This window comes from Pseudolabrys sp. Root1462 (assembly GCF_001426945.1).
Lineage (GTDB): Bacteria > Pseudomonadota > Alphaproteobacteria > Rhizobiales > Xanthobacteraceae > Pseudolabrys.
Genome location: NZ_LMFS01000001.1, coordinates 2,974,934 through 2,993,496, shown reverse-complemented (window position 1 = coordinate 2,993,496; position 18,563 = coordinate 2,974,934). Strand labels below are relative to the sequence as shown.

Annotated in this window: 19 protein-coding genes, 1 tRNA gene and 1 pseudogene; 10 read left to right on the top strand and 11 right to left on the bottom strand. The window is 58.9% G+C overall.

Annotation, left to right across the window (positions count from 1 at the left end; translation table 11 throughout):
- Positions 1–157: 157 nt before the first annotated feature.
- From ASD45_RS14515 to ASD45_RS14505, 3 genes are all read right to left on the bottom strand, one after another.
- Positions 158–433, bottom strand: coding sequence for a DUF1153 domain-containing protein (locus ASD45_RS14515; RefSeq protein ID WP_056912129.1), 276 nt, complete (start codon positions 431–433; stop codon positions 158–160).
- Between the two features lie 363 nt (positions 434–796).
- Positions 797–1,492, bottom strand: a complete 696-nt coding sequence (locus ASD45_RS14510) for a flagellar hook capping FlgD N-terminal domain-containing protein (protein WP_056912128.1) — start codon at positions 1,490–1,492, stop codon at positions 797–799.
- A 22-nt stretch (positions 1,493–1,514) separates the two neighbouring features.
- Positions 1,515–3,053: a flagellar hook-length control protein FliK gene (locus ASD45_RS14505; RefSeq protein WP_056912127.1), complete on the bottom strand. Its 1,539-nt coding sequence runs from the start codon at positions 3,051–3,053 to the stop codon at positions 1,515–1,517.
- A gap of 215 nt (positions 3,054–3,268) precedes the next feature.
- Between ASD45_RS14505 and mnmA the strand changes: the two genes are divergently transcribed.
- The 6 genes from mnmA (at position 3,269) to ASD45_RS23535 (ending at position 7,218) form a co-directional block, all read left to right on the top strand.
- On the top strand, positions 3,269–4,453 hold the full coding sequence (gene mnmA, locus ASD45_RS14500) for a tRNA 2-thiouridine(34) synthase MnmA (RefSeq protein ID WP_056912126.1): 1,185 nt from the start codon (positions 3,269–3,271) through the stop codon (positions 4,451–4,453).
- Between the two features lie 41 nt (positions 4,454–4,494).
- Entirely contained in the window at positions 4,495–5,169 is a 675-nt protein-coding gene (locus tag ASD45_RS14495; RefSeq protein ID WP_056912125.1) for a class I SAM-dependent methyltransferase, read from the top strand.
- Positions 5,170–5,233: 64 nt separating this feature from the next.
- Positions 5,234–5,587 carry a hypothetical protein gene (locus ASD45_RS14490; protein WP_082540847.1) on the top strand — a complete coding sequence of 118 codons (354 nt, stop codon included), beginning with the start codon at positions 5,234–5,236 and terminating at the stop codon, positions 5,585–5,587.
- Positions 5,588–5,701: 114 nt separating this feature from the next.
- Positions 5,702–5,778 (top strand) — tRNA-Met (locus ASD45_RS14485).
- Between the two features lie 325 nt (positions 5,779–6,103).
- Positions 6,104–6,655, top strand: a complete 552-nt coding sequence (locus ASD45_RS23540; RefSeq protein WP_156380860.1) for a helix-turn-helix domain-containing protein — start codon at positions 6,104–6,106, stop codon at positions 6,653–6,655.
- A gap of 98 nt (positions 6,656–6,753) precedes the next feature.
- The gene (locus ASD45_RS23535; RefSeq protein ID WP_156380859.1) at positions 6,754–7,218 is read left to right on the top strand and encodes a hypothetical protein; all 465 of its coding nucleotides are present in this window, start codon (positions 6,754–6,756) and stop codon (positions 7,216–7,218) included.
- A gap of 11 nt (positions 7,219–7,229) precedes the next feature.
- On the opposite strand, the gene ASD45_RS14470 is transcribed toward ASD45_RS23535, so the two are convergent.
- Positions 7,230–7,934 (bottom strand): hypothetical protein, encoded by a 705-nt coding sequence (locus ASD45_RS14470; RefSeq protein ID WP_156380858.1) that lies wholly within the window; start codon positions 7,932–7,934, stop codon positions 7,230–7,232.
- 120 nt (positions 7,935–8,054) lie between these two features.
- Here ASD45_RS14470 and ASD45_RS14465 point away from each other — a divergent pair, with 120 nt between their 5' ends.
- Positions 8,055–8,219 (top strand): hypothetical protein, encoded by a 165-nt coding sequence (locus ASD45_RS14465; RefSeq protein ID WP_200949677.1) that lies wholly within the window; start codon positions 8,055–8,057, stop codon positions 8,217–8,219.
- Between the two features lie 123 nt (positions 8,220–8,342).
- On the opposite strand, the gene ASD45_RS14460 is transcribed toward ASD45_RS14465, so the two are convergent.
- The gene (locus ASD45_RS14460; RefSeq protein ID WP_056912119.1) at positions 8,343–8,666 is read right to left on the bottom strand and encodes a hypothetical protein; all 324 of its coding nucleotides are present in this window, start codon (positions 8,664–8,666) and stop codon (positions 8,343–8,345) included.
- A 249-nt stretch (positions 8,667–8,915) separates the two neighbouring features.
- Between ASD45_RS14460 and ASD45_RS23530 the strand changes: the two genes are divergently transcribed.
- Positions 8,916–9,473 (top strand): hypothetical protein, encoded by a 558-nt coding sequence (locus tag ASD45_RS23530; RefSeq protein WP_156380857.1) that lies wholly within the window; start codon positions 8,916–8,918, stop codon positions 9,471–9,473.
- Positions 9,474–9,608: 135 nt separating this feature from the next.
- On the opposite strand, the gene ASD45_RS23525 is transcribed toward ASD45_RS23530, so the two are convergent.
- The 4 genes from ASD45_RS23525 to ASD45_RS14440 form a co-directional block, all read right to left on the bottom strand.
- Positions 9,609–9,905: a hypothetical protein gene (locus tag ASD45_RS23525; protein WP_156380856.1), complete on the bottom strand. Its 297-nt coding sequence runs from the start codon at positions 9,903–9,905 to the stop codon at positions 9,609–9,611.
- 541 nt (positions 9,906–10,446) lie between these two features.
- Positions 10,447–11,415 (bottom strand): hypothetical protein, encoded by a 969-nt coding sequence (locus tag ASD45_RS14450; RefSeq protein WP_156380855.1) that lies wholly within the window; start codon positions 11,413–11,415, stop codon positions 10,447–10,449.
- Between the two features lie 119 nt (positions 11,416–11,534).
- On the bottom strand, positions 11,535–12,527 hold the full coding sequence (locus ASD45_RS14445; RefSeq protein WP_056912116.1) for a Rad52/Rad22 family DNA repair protein: 993 nt from the start codon (positions 12,525–12,527) through the stop codon (positions 11,535–11,537).
- Complete coding sequence (locus ASD45_RS14440; RefSeq protein ID WP_056912115.1) at positions 12,527–13,024, bottom strand: siphovirus Gp157 family protein; 498 nt, start codon at positions 13,022–13,024, stop codon at positions 12,527–12,529. Before ASD45_RS14440 ends, ASD45_RS14445 begins: the two co-directional genes overlap by 1 nt.
- Positions 13,025–13,623: 599 nt before the next feature.
- Between ASD45_RS14440 and ASD45_RS14435 the strand changes: the two genes are divergently transcribed.
- Positions 13,624–14,964: a hypothetical protein gene (locus ASD45_RS14435; RefSeq protein ID WP_162249430.1), complete on the top strand. Its 1,341-nt coding sequence runs from the start codon at positions 13,624–13,626 to the stop codon at positions 14,962–14,964.
- Between the two features lie 166 nt (positions 14,965–15,130).
- A pseudogene (locus ASD45_RS14425) lies at positions 15,131–16,223 on the top strand (IS3 family transposase).
- A gap of 107 nt (positions 16,224–16,330) precedes the next feature.
- Here the strand turns inward: ASD45_RS14425 and ASD45_RS23520 are convergent.
- Complete coding sequence (locus ASD45_RS23520) at positions 16,331–17,362, bottom strand: hypothetical protein (RefSeq protein WP_156380854.1); 1,032 nt, start codon at positions 17,360–17,362, stop codon at positions 16,331–16,333.
- A 155-nt stretch (positions 17,363–17,517) separates the two neighbouring features.
- Positions 17,518–18,453 (bottom strand): sulfotransferase family 2 domain-containing protein, encoded by a 936-nt coding sequence (locus ASD45_RS23100; protein WP_082540844.1) that lies wholly within the window; start codon positions 18,451–18,453, stop codon positions 17,518–17,520.
- Positions 18,454–18,563: the final 110 nt, after the last annotated feature.

The following is an 18,563-nucleotide window of genomic DNA, read 5'->3' as shown; positions in this document are numbered from 1 at the left end:
TAACGAGTTCCCGCAGGGGCCGTTGTGGAATGCCCGCGCAACCGGAAAAGGTCATGCCCGGCCGCGCCGTCTCGCTACCTGACAGCACAGGGACCCGGGCGAAATGGAAAACGCCGGCCTCCAGGGCCGGCGTTTTACGAAATTCAGGTCGCGCTCGTTATTGGCGATATTGCTGGATGCGCGTGGTCCGCAGACCGGCCAGGCCGTGTTGGTCGATGGAGTACTGCCAGGACAGGAACTCCTCGACGGTCAGCGTGTAACGGGCGCAGGCCTCTTCGAGAGACAAGAGACCGCCACGCACCGCAGCGACCACCTCGGCCTTGCGGCGGATGACCCAGCGTTTCGTCGTCGGCGGCGGCAAATCCGCAATGGTGAGCGGACTGCCATCGGGCCCGATGACGTATTTGACCCTCGGGCGGTGGGGTTCGGTCATTGGTGTACTCACAAAGACTCGGGACTAACTGTTACTCACAGCGTCAAAAGCTACACAGCCCGGCTTAAAATTTGCCTAAGCCAGAACGGGCGATAAGGAAATCATTGGCCTGATCGCGCTAACCTTTTGGTTACGGATTGGCGACGGGATAATCGCACCGCCGAGCCCAAGCTATCCATAGATATAGGGCGAATTTAGTACTTTGCAGCCGTCGTGGAAGTGGGCTCGATGTGCGCCGACGGCGCGGCCGCAGTTGAAAACGTGTTTGTTTATTAAGAACTGCGGATCGATCCGCCGCGGAAGCGCAAGGCCAACCGCCCCGTGGGGCGAGAGACAGCCGCCGGTCCGGCGGCCGTCTCGTTATTACGCCGCAGACGCGGCCGTGGGGCGCACGATGCGCTTGATCTTGTCCATCGTGTAGTCGGCGCCATTCAGCGACAGTGTCGGCGGATCCTGCGTCAGGTCCACGGAGTCGACGACGGCCTGGACTTCGGTCGAGATGCCGACCGACTGGGCGTTGGCATCGGTCGCGGTGATGGACATGGTGTAGTTGCCCGCCGGCCAGGTCTTGCCGTCGGTGCCGTGGCCGTCCCAGGTGAACTTCTGCGCCCCCGGATTGACCGGGAAGGTGCCGGTGTAGGCGGTCTGGCCCGTCGAATCCTTGATCGTGACCGACGCTGTCGCGACCTTCGTGGCGTTGAAGCTCCAGGTCGCCCCGGTGGAGGTGAGCGCGGTAGTGGAGCCGTCCACGACGACGGTCTGTCCGACATAAGCGAGCGCGGTGGTCTGCTGCGCGCCTTTTTCCAGCGCCAGCAGGCTCGCCAGCTGATCGTTCGATTTCATCTGCTGTTCGACCTGCGCGAACTGCACCAGTTGCTGGGTGAACTGGTTGGTATCGAGCGGCTCGAGCGGGTTCTGGTTCTGCAACTGGGTCGTCAGCAACTGCAGGAAGGTCGTGAAGTTGCTGGCGATCATCTGATCGTTGGTCGCGGTCGACGAGCTGCTCGACGAGGACGACGAGCTTCCGGTCGTGCTTGTACCTGTAGGGATGACGCTCATGGCGCGGTCCTCTTGGAGATGATCAGACCCGGATGTCGAGGCCGCCGGTCCGTGAACCGTAGGCGCCGTAATCGCGGGCAATGATGGTCGCAGTGTTGGTCGTCGATTGATCGTCGTCGGCGACCAGGCGGCTGGCCTGGCCGTTCTGCTGCTGCTGCCCCTGCTGCTGGTTGGCAGTCTGGTCGCGCAGCGAGAATTGCAGGCTGTTATCGGACGTCTTCAAACCGGCGTCCTGAAGCGCGCGCTGCAGGTCGGAGGTGTCGCGGCGCAGCAGGTCGAGCGTATCGCTGCGGTCGGCGACCATGTGGGTGATGACGTTGCCGTCGCGATCAACGTTGACCTTGACGTGGATCTTGCCGAGATCGGGCGGATCGAGACGGATGTCGAACTGGTTCTTGCCTGACGCGATCTTGCTGGTGACCTCGACCGCGACATTACCGATCGAAACGGGCGCGTCGTCGGCCGACGACCTGGCCGCGCCGGTGGGCGCGGCGGCGGCCGCAGCTTGAGCGGTGTGGGCGGCCGGCGCCAGCGTCTGGGGCAGAGCGATATCCGGCGTCTTCGCCGCGGCCGCTGGTGTCAGCGCGGCGGCGTCAGCGGCCGGCTTCTTCTCTCCGCTCTGATGGCTGTCGCCGGCGAGCTTCCCGATAGCATCGCCCTGCGCGGGCTTGGCCGCCGAGGCATCCTTGCCGTCGCCGGAGGCCTGCTGTGGCGCATTTGGATCCAGCGTCGCGAGGGGAGTGTCGGTCGTCTTGCCGGCCTCGGCCGGCTTGTCGCCCGTTGCTTTCTTGCCGGACTTGTCGGTTTTGGCGCCTTGCGCCTCCTTGAGACCCTGCTGGGCCTTGGCTGCGAGCGCGCTCAGCGCATCGGCATCGTCGGGCGTAAGTTCGGTAGCAGCGGCGGTCGCCGCGGCCGGCTGTTCGGCTGTCTTGCCCGGGGTCGCCGTGGCTGCGGCGACCAGAGCGGCGGTGGCGGCCTTGCCACCGGTCGCGGCATCGCCGGCAGTGGCCGAAGCCGTGGCCGTCGCTGCGGTAGCGGCCGGATCTATCACGACGGCCTGCGGCACGATGGCGGACGCCGGGGTCGCGACCTGTTGAGCGGCGGCGGTGACGGCTTGCTGAGCCGCAGCCGAGGCCTGGGCGTCGCCGGCCGGCTTGTCGGCGCCATCGTCCTTGGCGGCCTTCTTGTCGCCGGCCGCGTCGGTGGCGGTCTTGTCGCTCTTGGCCGGAGCCTGGGCCGAGGCATCGCTCGCCGATTTCGCCGGCTGGTCGTCCGATTGGGTGCGGTTGTCGGTGCGATCGGGCCGATCGGCGCGCGCCGGCGGGTCCTGACGATCGTTGCGCGAGGCGGCGCGAGATTCCGGCGCCGGGTTACGGTCCGGGGCAGGGGCATCGGCGCGGCTCGGGGCCGGCGGTTCCGGCGGCGCGTCGGGGATCGCATTCAGAAGGTCGTCGAAGGTTCCGCTGGAGCGTGACGACGCGCGGTCGGAGGCAAAGCCCTGCCGGCTCGCCTGCTGGAACACGGCGTTGGACGCGGTAGAATCGGACGCGACGTAAGACACTGGCGAACCTCCGGATTTCCCTGTCATCCGGTTGCAAGCCGCAGGCCAGCCGACCGGCGACGGAAACCTTTTATAATTCAGAGGGTTGATCCGGCCGCGCCGCGGCCGGTGGCCGCTTGAGAGCAGGTCAAACTGGCCGGGCGGCAGAATTTGCCGTTATGACCGGGGTGCTTTCATTCGCCACCGCGGTCCGCCATATGGTGTAAGAGAAAGCCATGCCCAATACGCTCGATCTCGCCAAGCGCCCGCAGGATACCCGTGTCGTCGTCGCCATGTCCGGCGGCGTCGACAGTTCGGTGACGGCCGCCCTGATGAAGGCCGAGGGCTATGACGTGGTTGGCGTCACCCTGCAGCTTTACGACCACGGCGCTGCGGTCCATCGCAAGGGCGCCTGCTGCGCCGGCCAGGACATCTACGACGCGCGGGCGGTAGCCGAGCGGATCGGCATTCCGCATTACGTGCTCGACTATGAGAGCCGCTTCAAGGAAGCAGTGATCGACCGCTTCGCCGAAAGCTACATCGCCGGCGAGACGCCGGTGCCTTGCGTCGCCTGCAACATGTCGATCAAGTTTCACGATCTGCTGCACACCGCGCGCGATCTCGGCGCCGACGTGCTGGCGACCGGACATTACGTGGCGTCGCGCGTGCTGCCGTCGGGCCGTCGCGGTCTCTACCGCGCGCGCGAGGAAGAGCGCGACCAGAGCTACTTCCTGTTCGGCACCACGCAGGAGCAACTCGAAATCCTGCGCTTCCCGCTTGGTGAGCGCACCAAGGCCGAAACGCGCGAGCTCGCGCGTCAGTACGGTCTGGCGATCGCCGACAAGCACGACAGCCAGGATATCTGCTTCGTACCGAACGGCCGCTATGCCGATATGATCGAACGCCTGAAGCCGGGCGCGGCCGAAGAAGGCGATATCGTCGATATCGACGGCAACGTGCTCGGCAAGCATGCCGGCATCATTCATTTCACGGTGGGCCAGCGGCGCGGCCTCGGCGTTGCGGCCGGTTCGCCGCTTTACGTGGTGCGGCTCGACGCCGAACACCGCCGCGTCATCGTCGGCCCGCGCGAGGCGCTCAAGACGCGCAGCATCCTGCTGCGCGACGTCAACTGGCTCGGCGACAACGACATTGACGATGTGCTCGGCGATGGCCGCCTCGAGGTGTACGTGAAGGTGCGCTCGTCGCGGCCGCCGCAGGCGGCCTGGCTGCGCCGCGGGGCGCTTAATTACGAAATCGATCTGGTCGACGGCGAGCACGGCGTTTCGCCGGGGCAGGCTTGCGTATTCTACGATACGGCGGAAGGGCAGGCGCGTGTGCTCGGCGGCGGCTTCATCAAGAGCGCGGTCGGCATGGTGGATGTGCCGCAAGTGGCGAACAAGGCGCGGGCATCTGTCGCCTGACCCCACGAATCCAAAAGAAGAAAACGATTTAGAAGAAGGCCATGGGGGGCGATATCAACAAAGTCGGCGTCGCGCGCGCCTATGCGTTGTGGGCGCCGGTCTACGATTTCGTTTTCGGCAAGGTGTTCGCGCCCGGGCGCAGCGCCGCGGTCCATGCAGCGGCGGCGGCGTGCGGACCGCAAGGCGGTCATCTTCTCGAAGTTGGCGTTGGCACCGGTTTGTCCTTGCCGGACTATCCGCGCAACATCCGTATTCTCGGCATCGATCTCTCCGAGCCGATGCTGCGCAAGGCGCATCAACGCGTCGCTGACCAGAGCCTCGACAACGTCGAAGGCCTGGCGGTGATGGATGCCGCGGCGATGGCGCTGCCCGATCGCTCGTTCGACGCCGTGGTCGCGCAGTTCGTGATCACCGCGGTGCCGCACCCTGAGGCGACGCTCGACGAGTTCGCGCGCGTCCTCAAGCCGGGCGGCGAGATCATCCTGGTCAATCACATCGGTGCCGAGAGCGGAGCTCGGTGGCTGTTCGAACGGTGCTTTGCGCCGCTGGCGCGCAAGCTCGGCTGGCGCCCGGAATTTTCGTTTGCGCGGCTGGCCGACTGGGCGGCAGGCCATGGCGGCGTGCGCATTGTCGAGCGCAGGCCACTGGCGCCGCTCGGCCATTTCGCGCTGATCCGGTTTGCAAGGCTAGACACCACCGAGACGCGCAACGCCTGAGGCGCTTTGCCGCCGGGAACAGGCCCGCCCGCTCGACCGTTGTCCTCCGGTACAGGAGGACGTCATGCGACCAATCTGGATGATGCTCGCGTCGGTGGCCATGCTGACGGCAGGCTCGGCCGCGGCGCAGTCGCCACCGGCGGACAAGGCTCCGGCGACGCCCAAAGCGGAAACGCGTGACGCCACCGCCTGCGGGCCGAATGGCACACACGCGACGGTGGGGCAGGGCAATGACGTCGTGGTGCAGAAGCCCAAGGACGAGAATCTGAGTTCGAAACTGGCGCAATCGGACGGCATCATCTGTCCGCCGACCCAGGTCGACCCGGAGATCCATGCGCCGGCCCCGGAGGGCGGGCGGATGCCGGTGATCCCGCCGCCCGGCAGCCCCGGCGGCGATCCGAACGTCCAGCCGAAATAGACGCGATTTTCGCTGAAGTGGCCGGTGGATCAGGGTTTTCCGGGAAGCTTGCTTGACAGGCTTCGCCGGGCTTTCCTATATCGCGCCCACGCTGGTTGCGATCGGCGTGGTAGTGGCGGGGTAGCTCAGCTGGTTAGAGCGGCGGAATCATAATCCGTAGGTCGGGGGTTCAAGTCCCTCCCCCGCTACCAAACATCCGAAATAATCGACAAATCAACCTTTGTATTTGCGAGCCGACCGCCGCGCATTGGCGCGGAGCGTAGTCTATATCGGCTTTGAGCCAGCGCGTTTTCTCAAGTCGCTGTTTACGCTGAAAAAATTGGGTTCGTTCTGCTAATTGGGGTGGCACGTTGGCGCTATAGGATTTATATCCCAGTAAATGCGCCGCGTTATGTTGTGGAGTTTGCAACAGTTTACAATCAAGGGGGCTCTGCTCGGCGCAAATCGTCGCTATTCTCGATCAACACATCGTCGTAACCATGTCGCGCAAGACGTGCGATCCGGGGCAGGATCAGCATGCGCGCCAAATCTTCAAAAATATCTTCCGAGGCCAAAGTTAAGTCTGAACGTGCTGCGGGGGCTTCCGCGGACGGCGGGCGCTCGCCCACGCCGGTATACGAAGCGAGTTTTGCGCGCGTGGCTAGAGCCATTTGCCGTCTTGGAGGCTCGGACCTTGATCTGGCCGATGCATTGGGCGTGGACGAGGGGACCATCGAAAAGTGGGTACAAGAGCACGCCGAGTTTCGCGAAGCATGCCGGTTTGGCATTGATGCGGCGGATGCAAGCGTCGAGCGCAGCCTTCTGCAAAGGGCCCTCGGCTATGATCGAACTGACGTTAGAGTATTCCGCCGTCGCGGGCGAACCATCTACGCACCCTACCGGGTGCATGTCGTGCCCGATGTGAAAGCCGCGATTTATTGGTTGGCCGCGCGTCGTCCCGACAAATGGTCGCTCAAAGGTGGAAAGGCAATGCCCGCTAGCACCGAAACCGATATGGCGACACTGCTGAGGCAGCTTCGGGAGATTCGGAGAACAAATGGCGGCGCAGCCTCAAATGCATCAAAGTGAAATTCGTGCGCGCGTAAGTCTAATGCCTGATTGCTTCCTTGGTTCTAGCGGCAAGCGTCGAAGGCGCGAACTGCCCGCTTCCGCCGGGACAACGCTCGTTGTTCATATCGATCGAGCGTCCGCAGGCGCAACGAGAGGTCGCCGAGGGTGCGAACGAACCGAGTCGGATCGCAGATACCGTCGATCTGGTCGCGAGGCTGGATTTCGCCGGAGTGGCGCGTCGGCGTCTGCCGGGCGAGCCACTGGCGACGCAACATCGCCTTGGTCGGTGTCTGATAGTCGGGATCGTTCAAAACGAGCGAGACCATCTGGTGGCGGATCTGCCGGACGCGCAGGAGGTCGACCTGCGCGGCCGCAATCGTTATGGCAAGTTCATGCCGATCTGGGCTGGCGTCGGGTCCCGCGAACTTGCGAGCAAGCTCTTTGATTTCGTCCGCAAGGGTGGGATCCAGAACCGCCGGCACCGAAAGACCGTGCTGCCGCGCATTGCGAGCGGCACGTACCTTTCCGGATTCGGACTTTGGGCCCGTGCTGGCCTGGGCATTAGTCCGGTTGGTCTCTGATCGCTCGGCCACTAATCGTCCTCGCGGCTTTCGACGGCCTCAGAGGCACTATCCTCTTCGCGACCCTGGTCGTTCACACTACCGGAGCTGACTTTCGTCTCGATCTGCTTCTGGGCGGCCGCTGTCGTCGGATGAGCTTCGGGGGAGGCCGGGATCTCCGTGAACTCTCCGTCTTCCACTTCCTCGCAGGCGCGGCGCAGGTTGCGCGCCAAAGCGTCGCGATGGAAGCGAACTTCACGGATCGCGTTGTTGCGCCGAACTTCAGCTGACAAGATCATGCGCTCGAGACGTTCGATCTCATCCAGATAGAGGACCATCGTCTGTGCGACGATCGTCTTCGTGGTCACCTCGCCAGCATTGAAGAGTCTTTCGATATCCTGTTGCGCATCGTCCAGGCCCACTTTACGACCGGCCAAGAGACCTGCGGCTTTTACCCCGCCGATGAGCGCAGTCAGCACCTCCCGTATGCCTTCTTCGTGCTTCAAGTGGATGAGCTGAGCCTTGCTCTCCTGCAGGCGCTGCAGTTCCCACTGCAGGTGGACAACGTCCGCAACCCACATTTCTTCGAGGGCATCGGCCGGTTTGACCGTTTTGTTGATCCGCTCGGAGAGCTTGTGGAGAGCCTTGGCATCCTCACCTCTCAAGAGAGTGGGCATGCCGAAGGTGTTGTCCTTGATGGCCGTCTTCTTGCGGGACCGTCGCTTCGAGCCAGCCAAATCTTTTCTCCTTTTGATCATCGAGGATCTCAAGGCGTAACGGATTCGGAAACGTTGAAAATCACTGAGTCGAATAATTGTGACCTGGCGCTTGCCTTTTCCCTATTGTCCACAGAGGCTGTGAATAAACTGGTTACGCTGGTTACGCTGGTTACGCTGGTTACGCTGGTTACGCTGGTCGCGCTGGTCGCGCTGGTCGCGCTGGTTACGCTGGTTACGCTGGTTACGCTGGTTACGCCGGCTAAGCGCTACGCTCGTAAAGCGCTCCGTTGGCGACCGAAGTAAATCGGCCGATCAATTTCACTTGTTTGAACGGGAACATGACTCACTGCATTGATTGTGCACGATCGACTGTTGGCCGCCACACACGGCGCAGCCAAGCGCGACAGAGCCGATGATTTGATCGGCTTAATTCGTAGTGTTGGACGTGGGGGGAAGGGCTAGCGCATGCCTTGCGTTCGCCTCGGCGGCGTCCAGAATGGTGCTCACCTTCGCGCGGATTGATGAGCCGGCATCGACGAAGTCACCGGACGGCTCAAGGACCTCTGCTTCCAGCTTTGCGAGGCTTTCGTCCGCTATCGCCCTGACGTGAAGGATGCCGTCGTCGGCACAAGTTCCGATCACTCTCGCGTGGGCGATCATTAGATCTGTCAGCACGGCAAACAGACCTCCGGCAATGGCCCGTGCGGTCAACAATTCCTGCTCGATTTTCAGGGTCTTAGGATCTGCCATAGTATGGTGCCGGTCCTTTCGTAGCCTCTAGCGGGCATTCCACTGAAATGTACCCTTCCTTGTAGAGGGGGTCGTCACGGCAACAAACTCCAATATGTGCGCGTGAATTGCTCGTGAATGACCTGTGGAATTTGCAATAGTTTACAATCGAAGCCGTTTTGCTCGGCTATAACGTTCTTTAATCTCGATAAGCGACTTCGCGTCGTAGCCCATCGCGCAAGACGTGCGATCCCCTTTTAGGAGCGCACTATGAGTCGGTCTGGCGCGGAAGCAGGCCCTAAAATTAAAACTGAGACGCCGGCTGATACGGTCCCTGTTACGAGCAATCCTCAGGCAGCCACCGCTTCGCTGTATCCGAGCGATACCTACTCCCCGAAATGCGCCGAGCTCGCGCGAGCCCTGCGGTCCCGCGGTGCGACCGACGGAGCGCTTTGTGCGGCACTTGAAGTATCGCTGGAAACTTTGGCGGTCTGGCAGAACCAGTTCAAGGAATTTGCGCAGGCGTGTGCAGATAATGAGGCCGCCCGAATGAGGCGTCTTAGGGACCACTTGTTTGAACTGGCAAATGGTTACGTTCGGACGGAACAAAAGATCGTCATTGAAGGCGGCAAACGAAAGAAAATCACCACGAAAACGGAAATGCCTCCCAGTTTGGAAGCCATCAAGTACATCCTGTCCGGCCAGCAAATGCAGGAAACCGATTTGGCCGCGCTGCTTCGTCAGATGGGTGAAATGCGGACACATCGTTTCCGCCCGGTGCCTCTCCGGCCGGGCGAAGAAAAAACATTGGAGGACTGGCCAAAGTAGAACGCAATGCGCGGGCGCGCTTCCAGTTGTGGGATCCCTGCGGAGCGGCTCGAATCTTGGCTTCTCGCTTAAGGATTCTGAGTTGGCGCGATGGTCGTGAGTAGGTCGTTCCGGATTTCGACTCGGCGGCGGTCCTCACTGGGTGCGCGCCGAACCTGTCGCAAGATGTTGCTCTTGCAACGAGCGCGCCAACAGCTGCTTAATCTCGACCAGCATATTGAGTGGCATTACAAGTCGCGCCGATACGATGGCGTCGTAATTGCTGACTTGGGAGCCACTCATCGCCTGATGGAGATCTGGACGTATTGTGGTGAGCGTGAGCGTAGCCAGCCCATTTACAATATTGAGGCTGATAGGCCCATTGACGAACGTCTCTGCTATTTTATGTGGATCGGAAACGGCTGGCGGTCCGATCGGTTGGCTTGTCTGCATGGTGTTTGACTCGCAGGTGATTAATGGGTTGCCGTCTGCACAAATTTGACGCCTATCCGGTCGCCTTTTTGCCACACAATCTCACAGGTGCGGCGAATTGCTTCGGGACGAATTATTAGCGAGAACGGGCTTTGGGGACGTGTAGGACCACTGATCTCAAGGCATGCGCCGACCTTAGACAGGTTGCGTACCACGCAGTCGATGTTTCCGACACCATCACAAAAGATGGTTGCGCCCTTTATTGTTTTTTGCCGTGAAACTCGCCTTTGCTCTTCCATACGATAATATTAGGGCATCTCAACGCGAGCCTTCAATGCCGGATGGCTCTGATGTGGGTCAAGATCGGACCGCGGCAGCGGCCTTGCCAGTGAGGGCTTGGCGGTGCGTCGATTGGTACCTCTCCAATTGACCGTGCCACGGTCGCTCAAAATGAGTAGGCGGCGGCCTACGGCGCGCGAAGCCTAATGGGGCGGTCGCTAAGGCCCGGCGCGCATGCCCAACTCGCCGGCTTGCAGCGCAAACCTCCGAGTAATTGTGCATTCTAAGCGGCACGATTCGGCGGTTCAATGAGGTAAGCGACCTCCTCTATTGTGACGATTGCACGTAATCCGAACCTAAGTTGCCAGTCCGGTGGGATTTCGAGTGATCGCATCATCTTACGAAATCTTGCCGTTTCGTCGTCCCAGTCGGCTGGTAATGTGAGGCCTTCCACAATTCGAGAGGCAAGGAGCGCATCTTCGACGTCGATATCGTCTGGATAGATGCCCTGCTGGAGGCCGGCTGCCCAGTCTTTGTCATGAGCTTCTGCCACCCGCGTGTACTCGTCGATCGGCAAGCCGTGGTACAGGAAATGGTGTGCAAAATAGGGGTGGTCACCTATTTCCCAGGCGAGCTTGCGGAACGCGTCAACCAGTCTCTTCCTGTCGGTAAATGTGTCGATACACGCTTCTCGCCCCGGATACGTATTATCGATCAAGAGCCGGCATTGATCGGGCTCTGGGCCATCGTTGATCACGATGTCGCACCACGTCTCGTCGGTCATTGCAGCATGTGGCAGGCCACCCGCCGTCAAGACTTGGACGAACCGCGCAAAGGTGATCGGATAGTCGCGGACATCATCAAGAACTAGATCTAGGCGCGCGCCGCCTGCTGTCACCTCGATAGCAATTGACCCAAACAAGATGCTTTTGAGTTTGAAGGTGACCTCGGCATTCTTGACGCCGTTAGGCGAAGGTAGAGATAGCGGCTCTTCGATCGGTACCCAGAATTTACCTTGAGGGTGCCAGCCTCTTTGAAGCGCGTAGTGCTCCATGTCTTTCTCTCTAAATGTGCGCCCCGAAGCATGAACCGAACGTGCGATCCAGCGGGCTTCGGCATTGTCTCGTATTCGCGCAGCGATGGTTGCGCGGACCTCGTCGCGTGATAGGAGGAATGCCAAATCCAGCTTCCATTTCGATGTTTCGCGACTGCGCAGAGCAAGGGTTAGCCAGGAAATTTCTTGGTCGCTCATGACTTGGGTGGCTTTGTGCGAGACTGTCGGCGGCTAAGACTGCTGCCTATTAAGCTCAGGCCTGCTCGGATAGGGCTGAAGACCGTTTTCGGGTTAGGGGCTGCAAAGGCTGGATGGCTTTAGGAGCCTCCGCCGATGGCCGGGAAAACTTTCGCTCGGCTTTCCTTCCAGAGCTGTTCTGCTGTCTCAAGTGGCTGCAAGTTGCGCCTCTCCCACCAAGCCTTTTCGTTGCCAGCCTGATGCAGTTCGCGGTGGTGAAGGCGGCACAACGGCACGGTGTATTCATCGCTGACTTTAAGTCCGAGAGCTCGCGGCTGGGCGAACTGGATGTGATGGGCGTCGGCAGGCTGGCGGCCGCAGATCAGGCAAGGATGCGAGGCGACAAATCGTAGGTGGCCCTTATCGCGGTGCCGACGCGGGGCGCCGATCGTCAGGACGTTTTTGTCGATCTTGCCCGGAGTTGCCTCAGGTGGCTCGGCATCCGCCGGTGCTAACGGCGTGTCAGTGGCGGGCATGCCGCTGGGCTGACGGCTCGCATGCCGGCGATCACGGGTGACCACGTCCTGGGAGCGGCCGTAGTAGCGCGAGGGCCGGGGAATGGGCGTTGTGTCGTCCGGGGGGAGGGCCGCAGATGGGTTCAGTGGCCCCTCGGCGCCGATCGTGGCGGGCGTCTTTTGGCGGGCCGGCGTTGTCAGGCCGCTGTAAAGGCCGAGACCGAACGGCTTGCCGAAGGTCGCCAGAGCGCGTTTGGTGGCATCCGTCTCGGCCGCCTTGAGCCCAAAATCGTGAGCTTCCCCAAGACTGGAGCCCCGGCCTTCGCCGGTGCCATGGCCCTCACGCACGATGACCTGGTCCTTTGCCCGCACCGTGATACGGACCTTAGCCGTGTAAACAGTTACATGGCTTGGGCCGCGGTTCTCGCGGCTCAGGACGCATTTGGAGTCGACTGTCTCCCGGTTCCAGCCGTCATAGCCGAAGATCCGGTTGGCCTCCGCCATAGCGTGCCAGCCTTCGATATAGGTCAGCTCGCGGCCATTGACCTCCCGGCTGCGCAGGTGCCGGGGGTCGACGTCCTTCTTGAGCTCCTGGAGCTGCTTGACCGAGAACGCCATCACTTGGTCCTCACCGTCAGGATTGGCTCGGGGTTGCTCAGGGTGGCCCCAGCCACTTCCTCGCCATTCTTGAGGTCCTGCGCCAGGTCCTGGCGCTTCAGGCGCGGTGGGCCGGGCTCCCAATAGGTCTTCGGCACGGCGGTCTCGTCGATGACCATGAGGGCCGGCATTCCGGGGCGAACCGAGACCGTAAAATCGGGTGCCGTGATCTTCTTAAGATCGAGCTCGACCATGACGTCCTTGGCGATCTGGCGCCTTTTGGAGGCCCGGTCTTGCAGCCGGTCGAGGCGATCTTCCATCTCGGCGATCCGGCTTTTCAAGCCGCGCGCCAGGGCCTCGTCAGACAAGGCCGAGCGGATCACCGCCTGGACGATCTCGTGGAGGTCGGTGAGGCCTTCGACGGTGTCGGCCAAGGTCTGCTCATCGATGGCAGGGTCGAGTTCCCGGACCCGGTCGCGGATAACTCGGTAGTGGATCGAGGCGAATTGGAGGTTCATAGGAGGCCCGTTCGAAATTAGTGGCGTCAAAATAGTGCCGCCTGTGGAGGGTCGCTTGATTTGGCAATACGGCCCACGCCATTGCAGTTATTGAAGCGGGCACGTAAAAATCGTCTTCAACATATTATATTGATAGCTCATGTCAACAAAAAATGTTGATCTTATCACGCCGGGACAATGCCGTGCGGCTAGGGCGCTGCTGGGCATGACCCAGCCGTCGCTCGCTCAGAAAGCCGGTTTGGGCCTTTCAACTGTGGTCGATTTTGAAAAGACGCGACGTCCGGTTTCAAAAGTCACAGTCGACGCTCTGCGCCGAACGCTCGAGGCGTCTGGAGTCGAATTTATCGCGGAGAATGGCGGCGGAGCGGGGGTGCGAACTAGGAAATGACCTGCCAAGCGTTTCTGAACGGACTAAGTTGGCGATTTCCGTTTCGGTTGACCGGTGATCGAAGGTTAAGAGCCGAGAAACTCCGCTCGCCGACGATGCATGTTCGGTTTCAGAACATCCAATTCAAAAAAATCTGGGTGGGTCACAAAGACGCCAACGAAATCGTTAACCGCTTATTAACCGATTATCTGTCAGCTCTGCCGAACTGTTGGTGCGTTTTATCAGCCACGTATGGGCATATATGAAACGCGCAGCATACGCCTCACAATTTGACCTGATCGTAGACAAGCCATTAGACGATGGGCTGTCCACTCTTACTGGTCTGCTCGGGAGAATTTCTTGGGTGGCGTGGCAGTTGCTACTTCTTCGAGCACTCTCAGCGGCTGGCCTCTTGACCGCACTGTGGCTCTGTCCAGTTCAGCTTTTTGCCAATGTTGGTGCATATCTTGCTTTGCTGAGCATAGCCTCCATTTGCGTGTTCGGTCGCTACGAGTTTTTGATATTGACAGCCGCCGATAGAGGCGCACGCAAAGATGCCGTCCATTTGGCAGTCTGTGCTGCGGCTTGTGCCATTACAATTGCATTCACGGCTGGCTGCCTACTCTGGTCGGAGTCCACCAAGCTGGCCCTGATCCTATTTCCGGCTTCTCTATTCGCGAGGGCATGGCTGCGCCTCGGGCTCACATTTGCAACTCAGAACGGCTACAACAGAGTCATTAAATTTCTCATTCCGCATGCGGTCGCACAACCGTTCACTCTAGTCTTCTTACTACAACGAGAAACCGATCCCTTCATTGCATTCGCAGCGTCGGATCTGGTCGGCCAGCTAGTGGCGGCGGCCGGCGTTGCTTGGTGCGAGCGGCGCGCCTTTGCGGACACCCTGCAATTGATGGAACCAAGGAGAATTGCACGGTTGGCCCTTGCCAACTCCAGACTACCAACACTCAACATGGCGGCAGCAAGTTCCGCCTTTCTATTTGCGATTGCTCCAATACTACTGCTGCCGACTTTTGCGAACCCCACGCTATCGGGCACGCTCGCGCTCCTCTTTCGCATACTTGACATGCCTACCGCGATGACGAGTTCGTCAATCGGCCCCATCATTATGAAAGAAGTAGCTGATCATAGAAAGCACGGTGGCAACGGATTGAGAGGTAGAACATTCATCCTGCCCGCGATAATTGCGCTCGTGGTTTTCGGCTCCATATCCATTGGTGGCCTGACCTTAAACGTAACGCGACTGGTTCCCGCTTGGCATTTCGCCCTAACGGTCCTACCCGTTGTCGCTTTTTTCCAAGCGAGCATTGCCGCAACAGCCCCCTTGATCGATATCGCGACAGTGGCAGGGCGCCAGGGCGCGCTCTTGTCGGCGAACCTCGTGGCAATGACCATTGCAGGCCTGATACTGACCGTGTGGCATGATGATCCGGTCCTCGCTATTGCTTTGCTCGGCTTAATCGGTGCCGGGCGGGCTAGTATAATGAGCATTTGGCTTGCCTATTTCTTGCCGATTGTGGAGCCAGTACAAAATGCACGCCCAACTCATTACTAAGTTGGATCATTTCTGAATTTTGCCTGTTCTTTTCTGTGGGTCATGTGATTGGACCGTTCCAGCCAGTTCGATCTGGAGCGACGCTCATGATCTGAGCCCGCAAAACTGGATCGTTTTTGGCTAGTGTCTTCGGCGCCGATTTCCCGGCTGGGAGGGGCGCAGCGCCATGAAGCCATCGCGGTTTCCGGAAGCCCAGAAGGCCTTTATTCTCAAGCGAAGCGCCGACGGCATGCCAGTGGCCGATGTCTGCCGCTAGGCCGGGATCAGCGACCTACTTGAAAGAAAAAATACGACGGACGGCTGCCGAGCGAGACGCGGTGGCTGAAGCAGGCCGAGGACGAGAACAGCAAACTGAAGCAGATCGTCGCCAACCTGTCGCTGGACAAGTAGACGCTGCAGGATGCCATTCGCCGAAAACTCTGAAACCTGTCCGGAAGTGAAAGCTGGTTGATGAGATGCGGGGCGAATGGAACGTGTCGGTCCGCAGGGCGTGTCGCGCGTTCGTAGTCGACACCTCGACCTATCACTACAAGTCCCGTCGCCCCGGACAGGCCCACCTTGAACAGCGGATCAGAGAGATTTGCCAGATGCGGGTGCGCTACGACTACCGGCGGATTCATGTTCTGCTTCGGTGTGAGGGTTGCCGCCTCGGCCAAAACAAGACGCGGCGCATCTACCGCGAATTGGGCCCACAATTACGCAACAATACGCCGAAGCGTCGGGTCAAGGCCAAGCTACGCGATGACCGTCGGCCGGCGATGCGATCAAACGCAACCTGGGCGAAGGATTTCGTCCACGATCAGCTCGCCACCGGCCGCAAGCTCCACGCTCTCACCATCGTCGATACGTTCACACTTTCCTCACCTGCGTTGGAGCCGGGTTTCACACTCCGTGGCGCCGATGTTGTCGAGGTGCTGGAAAGGGTTGGCCGACAAATCGGGCTGCCGGCAACGATCCCTGTCGATCAAGGCACTGAGTTCGTGTCTCGCGATCTGGATCAGTGGGCATACCAACGCGGGGTCACGCTTGACTTCCCCAGGCCCGGCAAGCCGACAGACAACGCATTTATCGAAGCATTCAAAGGACGCTTCCGCGCTGAATGTCTGAATACTCATTGGCTCCTGAGCCTTGCAGACGCCCAGAGAAAGTTGGAATATTGGCGCAAGTACTACAACGAAGAGCGCCTACACGGCGCCATCGGCCAAAAGCCACCGATTACATTGATGCATCACGTTGGCGCCACCAGCCCGCTATCGTGAAAAAGCCGGAAGAATCTAGCCTCCGGCGATCCAAAGTTCGGTCTCAGAGCAAATGATGTTCGGACTCTGTTTTCAACTGAATGAAAGAAGGGACCCATAGCCGCAGATCATTTGGTCTCTCCGCCTTCAGTCGTGTCGAACAATTGCGAAAATAACGCTGTGTGCTGGAGTCGATGGAGCACGGCTGCTGTAAAAATTTTTGCGCTTCGCTTATCTAGATGTCCTCCCCCATCGGGTGATGTATATCCGTCCGGATCGGAAAGAATTAGCGGTACGTGAAGCGCTTGGGCCAATTCGCGCGCCTGTTGAGGGCAATACTGACTGTGCGGAACAAGTATAAATACTGCTCTTCCTCCCAAAGACTTAAGCATCTCCTGGCCAGCAGATACAACCTTAAGAGAAGTGTGACAGTTTTGATCCCTCAATACGTGGAGTGGGCTATTGTTCTCCGCCAAATGATAAGGGAAGGCATCATAGCTCATATCGCCGCTGGAAGCGCTACGATACATATCGCCCACGCTAAGCGGGCCCTCAAGCCAATCCCTCGCGCGCCAGCGGAGAGTGCGACCGACGACCTTAACAAACGCTTCTATTCTGCTCTCGCCAAGAGTCGGGATTGAAATCCTGCTCGGTCCAATCGTAAGCTCGGTTGAATCACTAAAGAAGTGAACAAGCTGGTCGTCAACATTTATGATCCAGAGGCGCGGCCGAAGTGACCAACGTTCAGCTATCAGCCTAGAGAACTCCCCCCCTCGAATTCCGATAAAAGACATGTTGTATATTCGAAGTCGATTATCAATTGCGAAATCGTGAAGGAGACTAGGATCAAATGCATGCGCAGTGAATGAAGGTCCTAGAATGATAATGTCGGCCAATCTAGCTTGGTCTATCGATGGCCCGATCTTTTGATAGAAGAAATCCTGATCATTGATCTCTGGGGTTCCCCGACCGCTGTAGTCGCGATACCAATCTGCGTCATCGTCACGAGAGATTGCCGTTAAGGATGATTGATAAATGAGGCTTATCGCAGTCAACACAGTCGCGATTAGGATAAAGCCAACTCCAATTACCCATAGATAACGATGCTCGGTTGAAAATTGAGGCTCATCGCGATCTTTTGTGTTGTCGCTATAAATCACTTCGGTGTCTTGCCTCTATCCATGCATTCTTACAGTCGAGTGTCTAAGGCGTCGCGCTTGATCTAATCTTGCGTGGGCCACGCGTGAAATATGCTCGCTGTTGCGGAGGGGCATCTCGGTCAAGCTTGCGCTATTTGATTGCTTCTAACCCGCTGTTACCCGAAAAAATAACGATCTTCATTCTTAGCGTTTCCAAGAATTCCGTGAAATTTCTCTTGAAAGGCGCCTCTAGCTTTTGAATAGACAGCGATGTCGATGGCGTTCAACTTTCGAGCGAGCTCAAGTTCCTCTGCCGAAATTGTTGGTGCGTGCTCGCGTCTCTGGTTTACATTAAGCCTTTTAATTTTGATCTCAGCCTCAAGGATTGTCGAAAGCGCTGCGATACTGTCATCAAATCGTTCCACGATACCCACAAAATCAAATGTTGAAAGGTTCCTTTCCGCTGTCGCTTGGAGGTCGTCTATTTTGCTATCAAATTCAGGACGAATGTCATATGCGAGGGCTTTAGCCTGAAAGTTCTCAGAGATCATTCTGACTGCCGGGTTGTCGCACGAAAGAAATTGAAGCAACGAAAGGTCATTCGCCGCTTCAATTGCAATTTTGCTATAAGTAGATATTGGCGAGCCGCTCCTTAGAAAGTAGTAATTTGAAACAACTCGCTCTATCGGCTCGCGAAGAAACGTCATTAGAAAACGATGGATTGGCATTTTTGCAACATGTTGAAACATGAAATGACCCAAGACGAGGTTGTTTATCGCAAGCTCCTCTGGCGTGACCAAATCAAAGTTTGGCAGCGATTCGTGGAAGACCGCGGCTTCGTGATACAATTCAAGTAGTGCATGTTGCACCGACGTGCCGGCAGTTTTTCCAATGTGAAGAAAGCAAAGCTGTCGTCCACGAAGGCCGGCCGGAACAGTTTTCTTGGCTTGCTCAAAGTTTCGCAGTGATCTTAGAATTCTATCTCTTCCGTCACGGTGTATCGCAGTCTCGGCGCACGCCGTCTCGTAGGCGTTTCGATAACCGTCGGCCTTCCTGTGCCATATATCAGCATAGCGCCTCAGTACTCGCTCGAGCGAAATTGGTCTTTCCATGAGTTCGTCTTATTCAGTTATCTGCGGTTCTTGCCTGAAGCAGCGAAACTCAATTTTAGGGGGCTGCTACTGCCGGAATGTTAACCATGCTTGTCGTCTCAGCAAAGCGC

Bases quoted from the DNA above. Each gene is read 5' to 3' on its own strand.
- ASD45_RS14515 (WP_056912129.1), bottom strand. From the start codon at position 433: ATGACCGAACCCCACCGCCCGAGGGTCAAATACGTCATCGGGCCCGAT.
- ASD45_RS14495 (WP_056912125.1), top strand. From the start codon at position 4,495: ATGGGGGGCGATATCAACAAAGTCGGCGTCGCGCGCGCCTATGCGTTG.
- ASD45_RS14510 (WP_056912128.1), bottom strand. From the start codon at position 1,492: ATGAGCGTCATCCCTACAGGTACAAGCACGACCGGAAGCTCGTCGTCC.
- ASD45_RS14490 (WP_082540847.1), top strand. From the start codon at position 5,234: ATGCGACCAATCTGGATGATGCTCGCGTCGGTGGCCATGCTGACGGCA.
- ASD45_RS23100 (WP_082540844.1), bottom strand. From the start codon at position 18,453: ATGGAAAGACCAATTTCGCTCGAGCGAGTACTGAGGCGCTATGCTGAT.
- ASD45_RS14445 (WP_056912116.1), bottom strand. From the start codon at position 12,527: ATGGCGTTCTCGGTCAAGCAGCTCCAGGAGCTCAAGAAGGACGTCGAC.
- ASD45_RS14460 (WP_056912119.1), bottom strand. From the start codon at position 8,666: ATGGCAGATCCTAAGACCCTGAAAATCGAGCAGGAATTGTTGACCGCA.
- ASD45_RS14440 (WP_056912115.1), bottom strand. From the start codon at position 13,024: ATGAACCTCCAATTCGCCTCGATCCACTACCGAGTTATCCGCGACCGG.
- ASD45_RS23540 (WP_156380860.1), top strand. From the start codon at position 6,104: ATGCGCGCCAAATCTTCAAAAATATCTTCCGAGGCCAAAGTTAAGTCT.
- ASD45_RS14450 (WP_156380855.1), bottom strand. From the start codon at position 11,415: ATGAGCGACCAAGAAATTTCCTGGCTAACCCTTGCTCTGCGCAGTCGC.
- mnmA (WP_056912126.1), top strand. From the start codon at position 3,269: ATGCCCAATACGCTCGATCTCGCCAAGCGCCCGCAGGATACCCGTGTC.
- ASD45_RS23525 (WP_156380856.1), bottom strand. From the start codon at position 9,905: ATGCAGACAAGCCAACCGATCGGACCGCCAGCCGTTTCCGATCCACAT.
- ASD45_RS23530 (WP_156380857.1), top strand. From the start codon at position 8,916: ATGAGTCGGTCTGGCGCGGAAGCAGGCCCTAAAATTAAAACTGAGACG.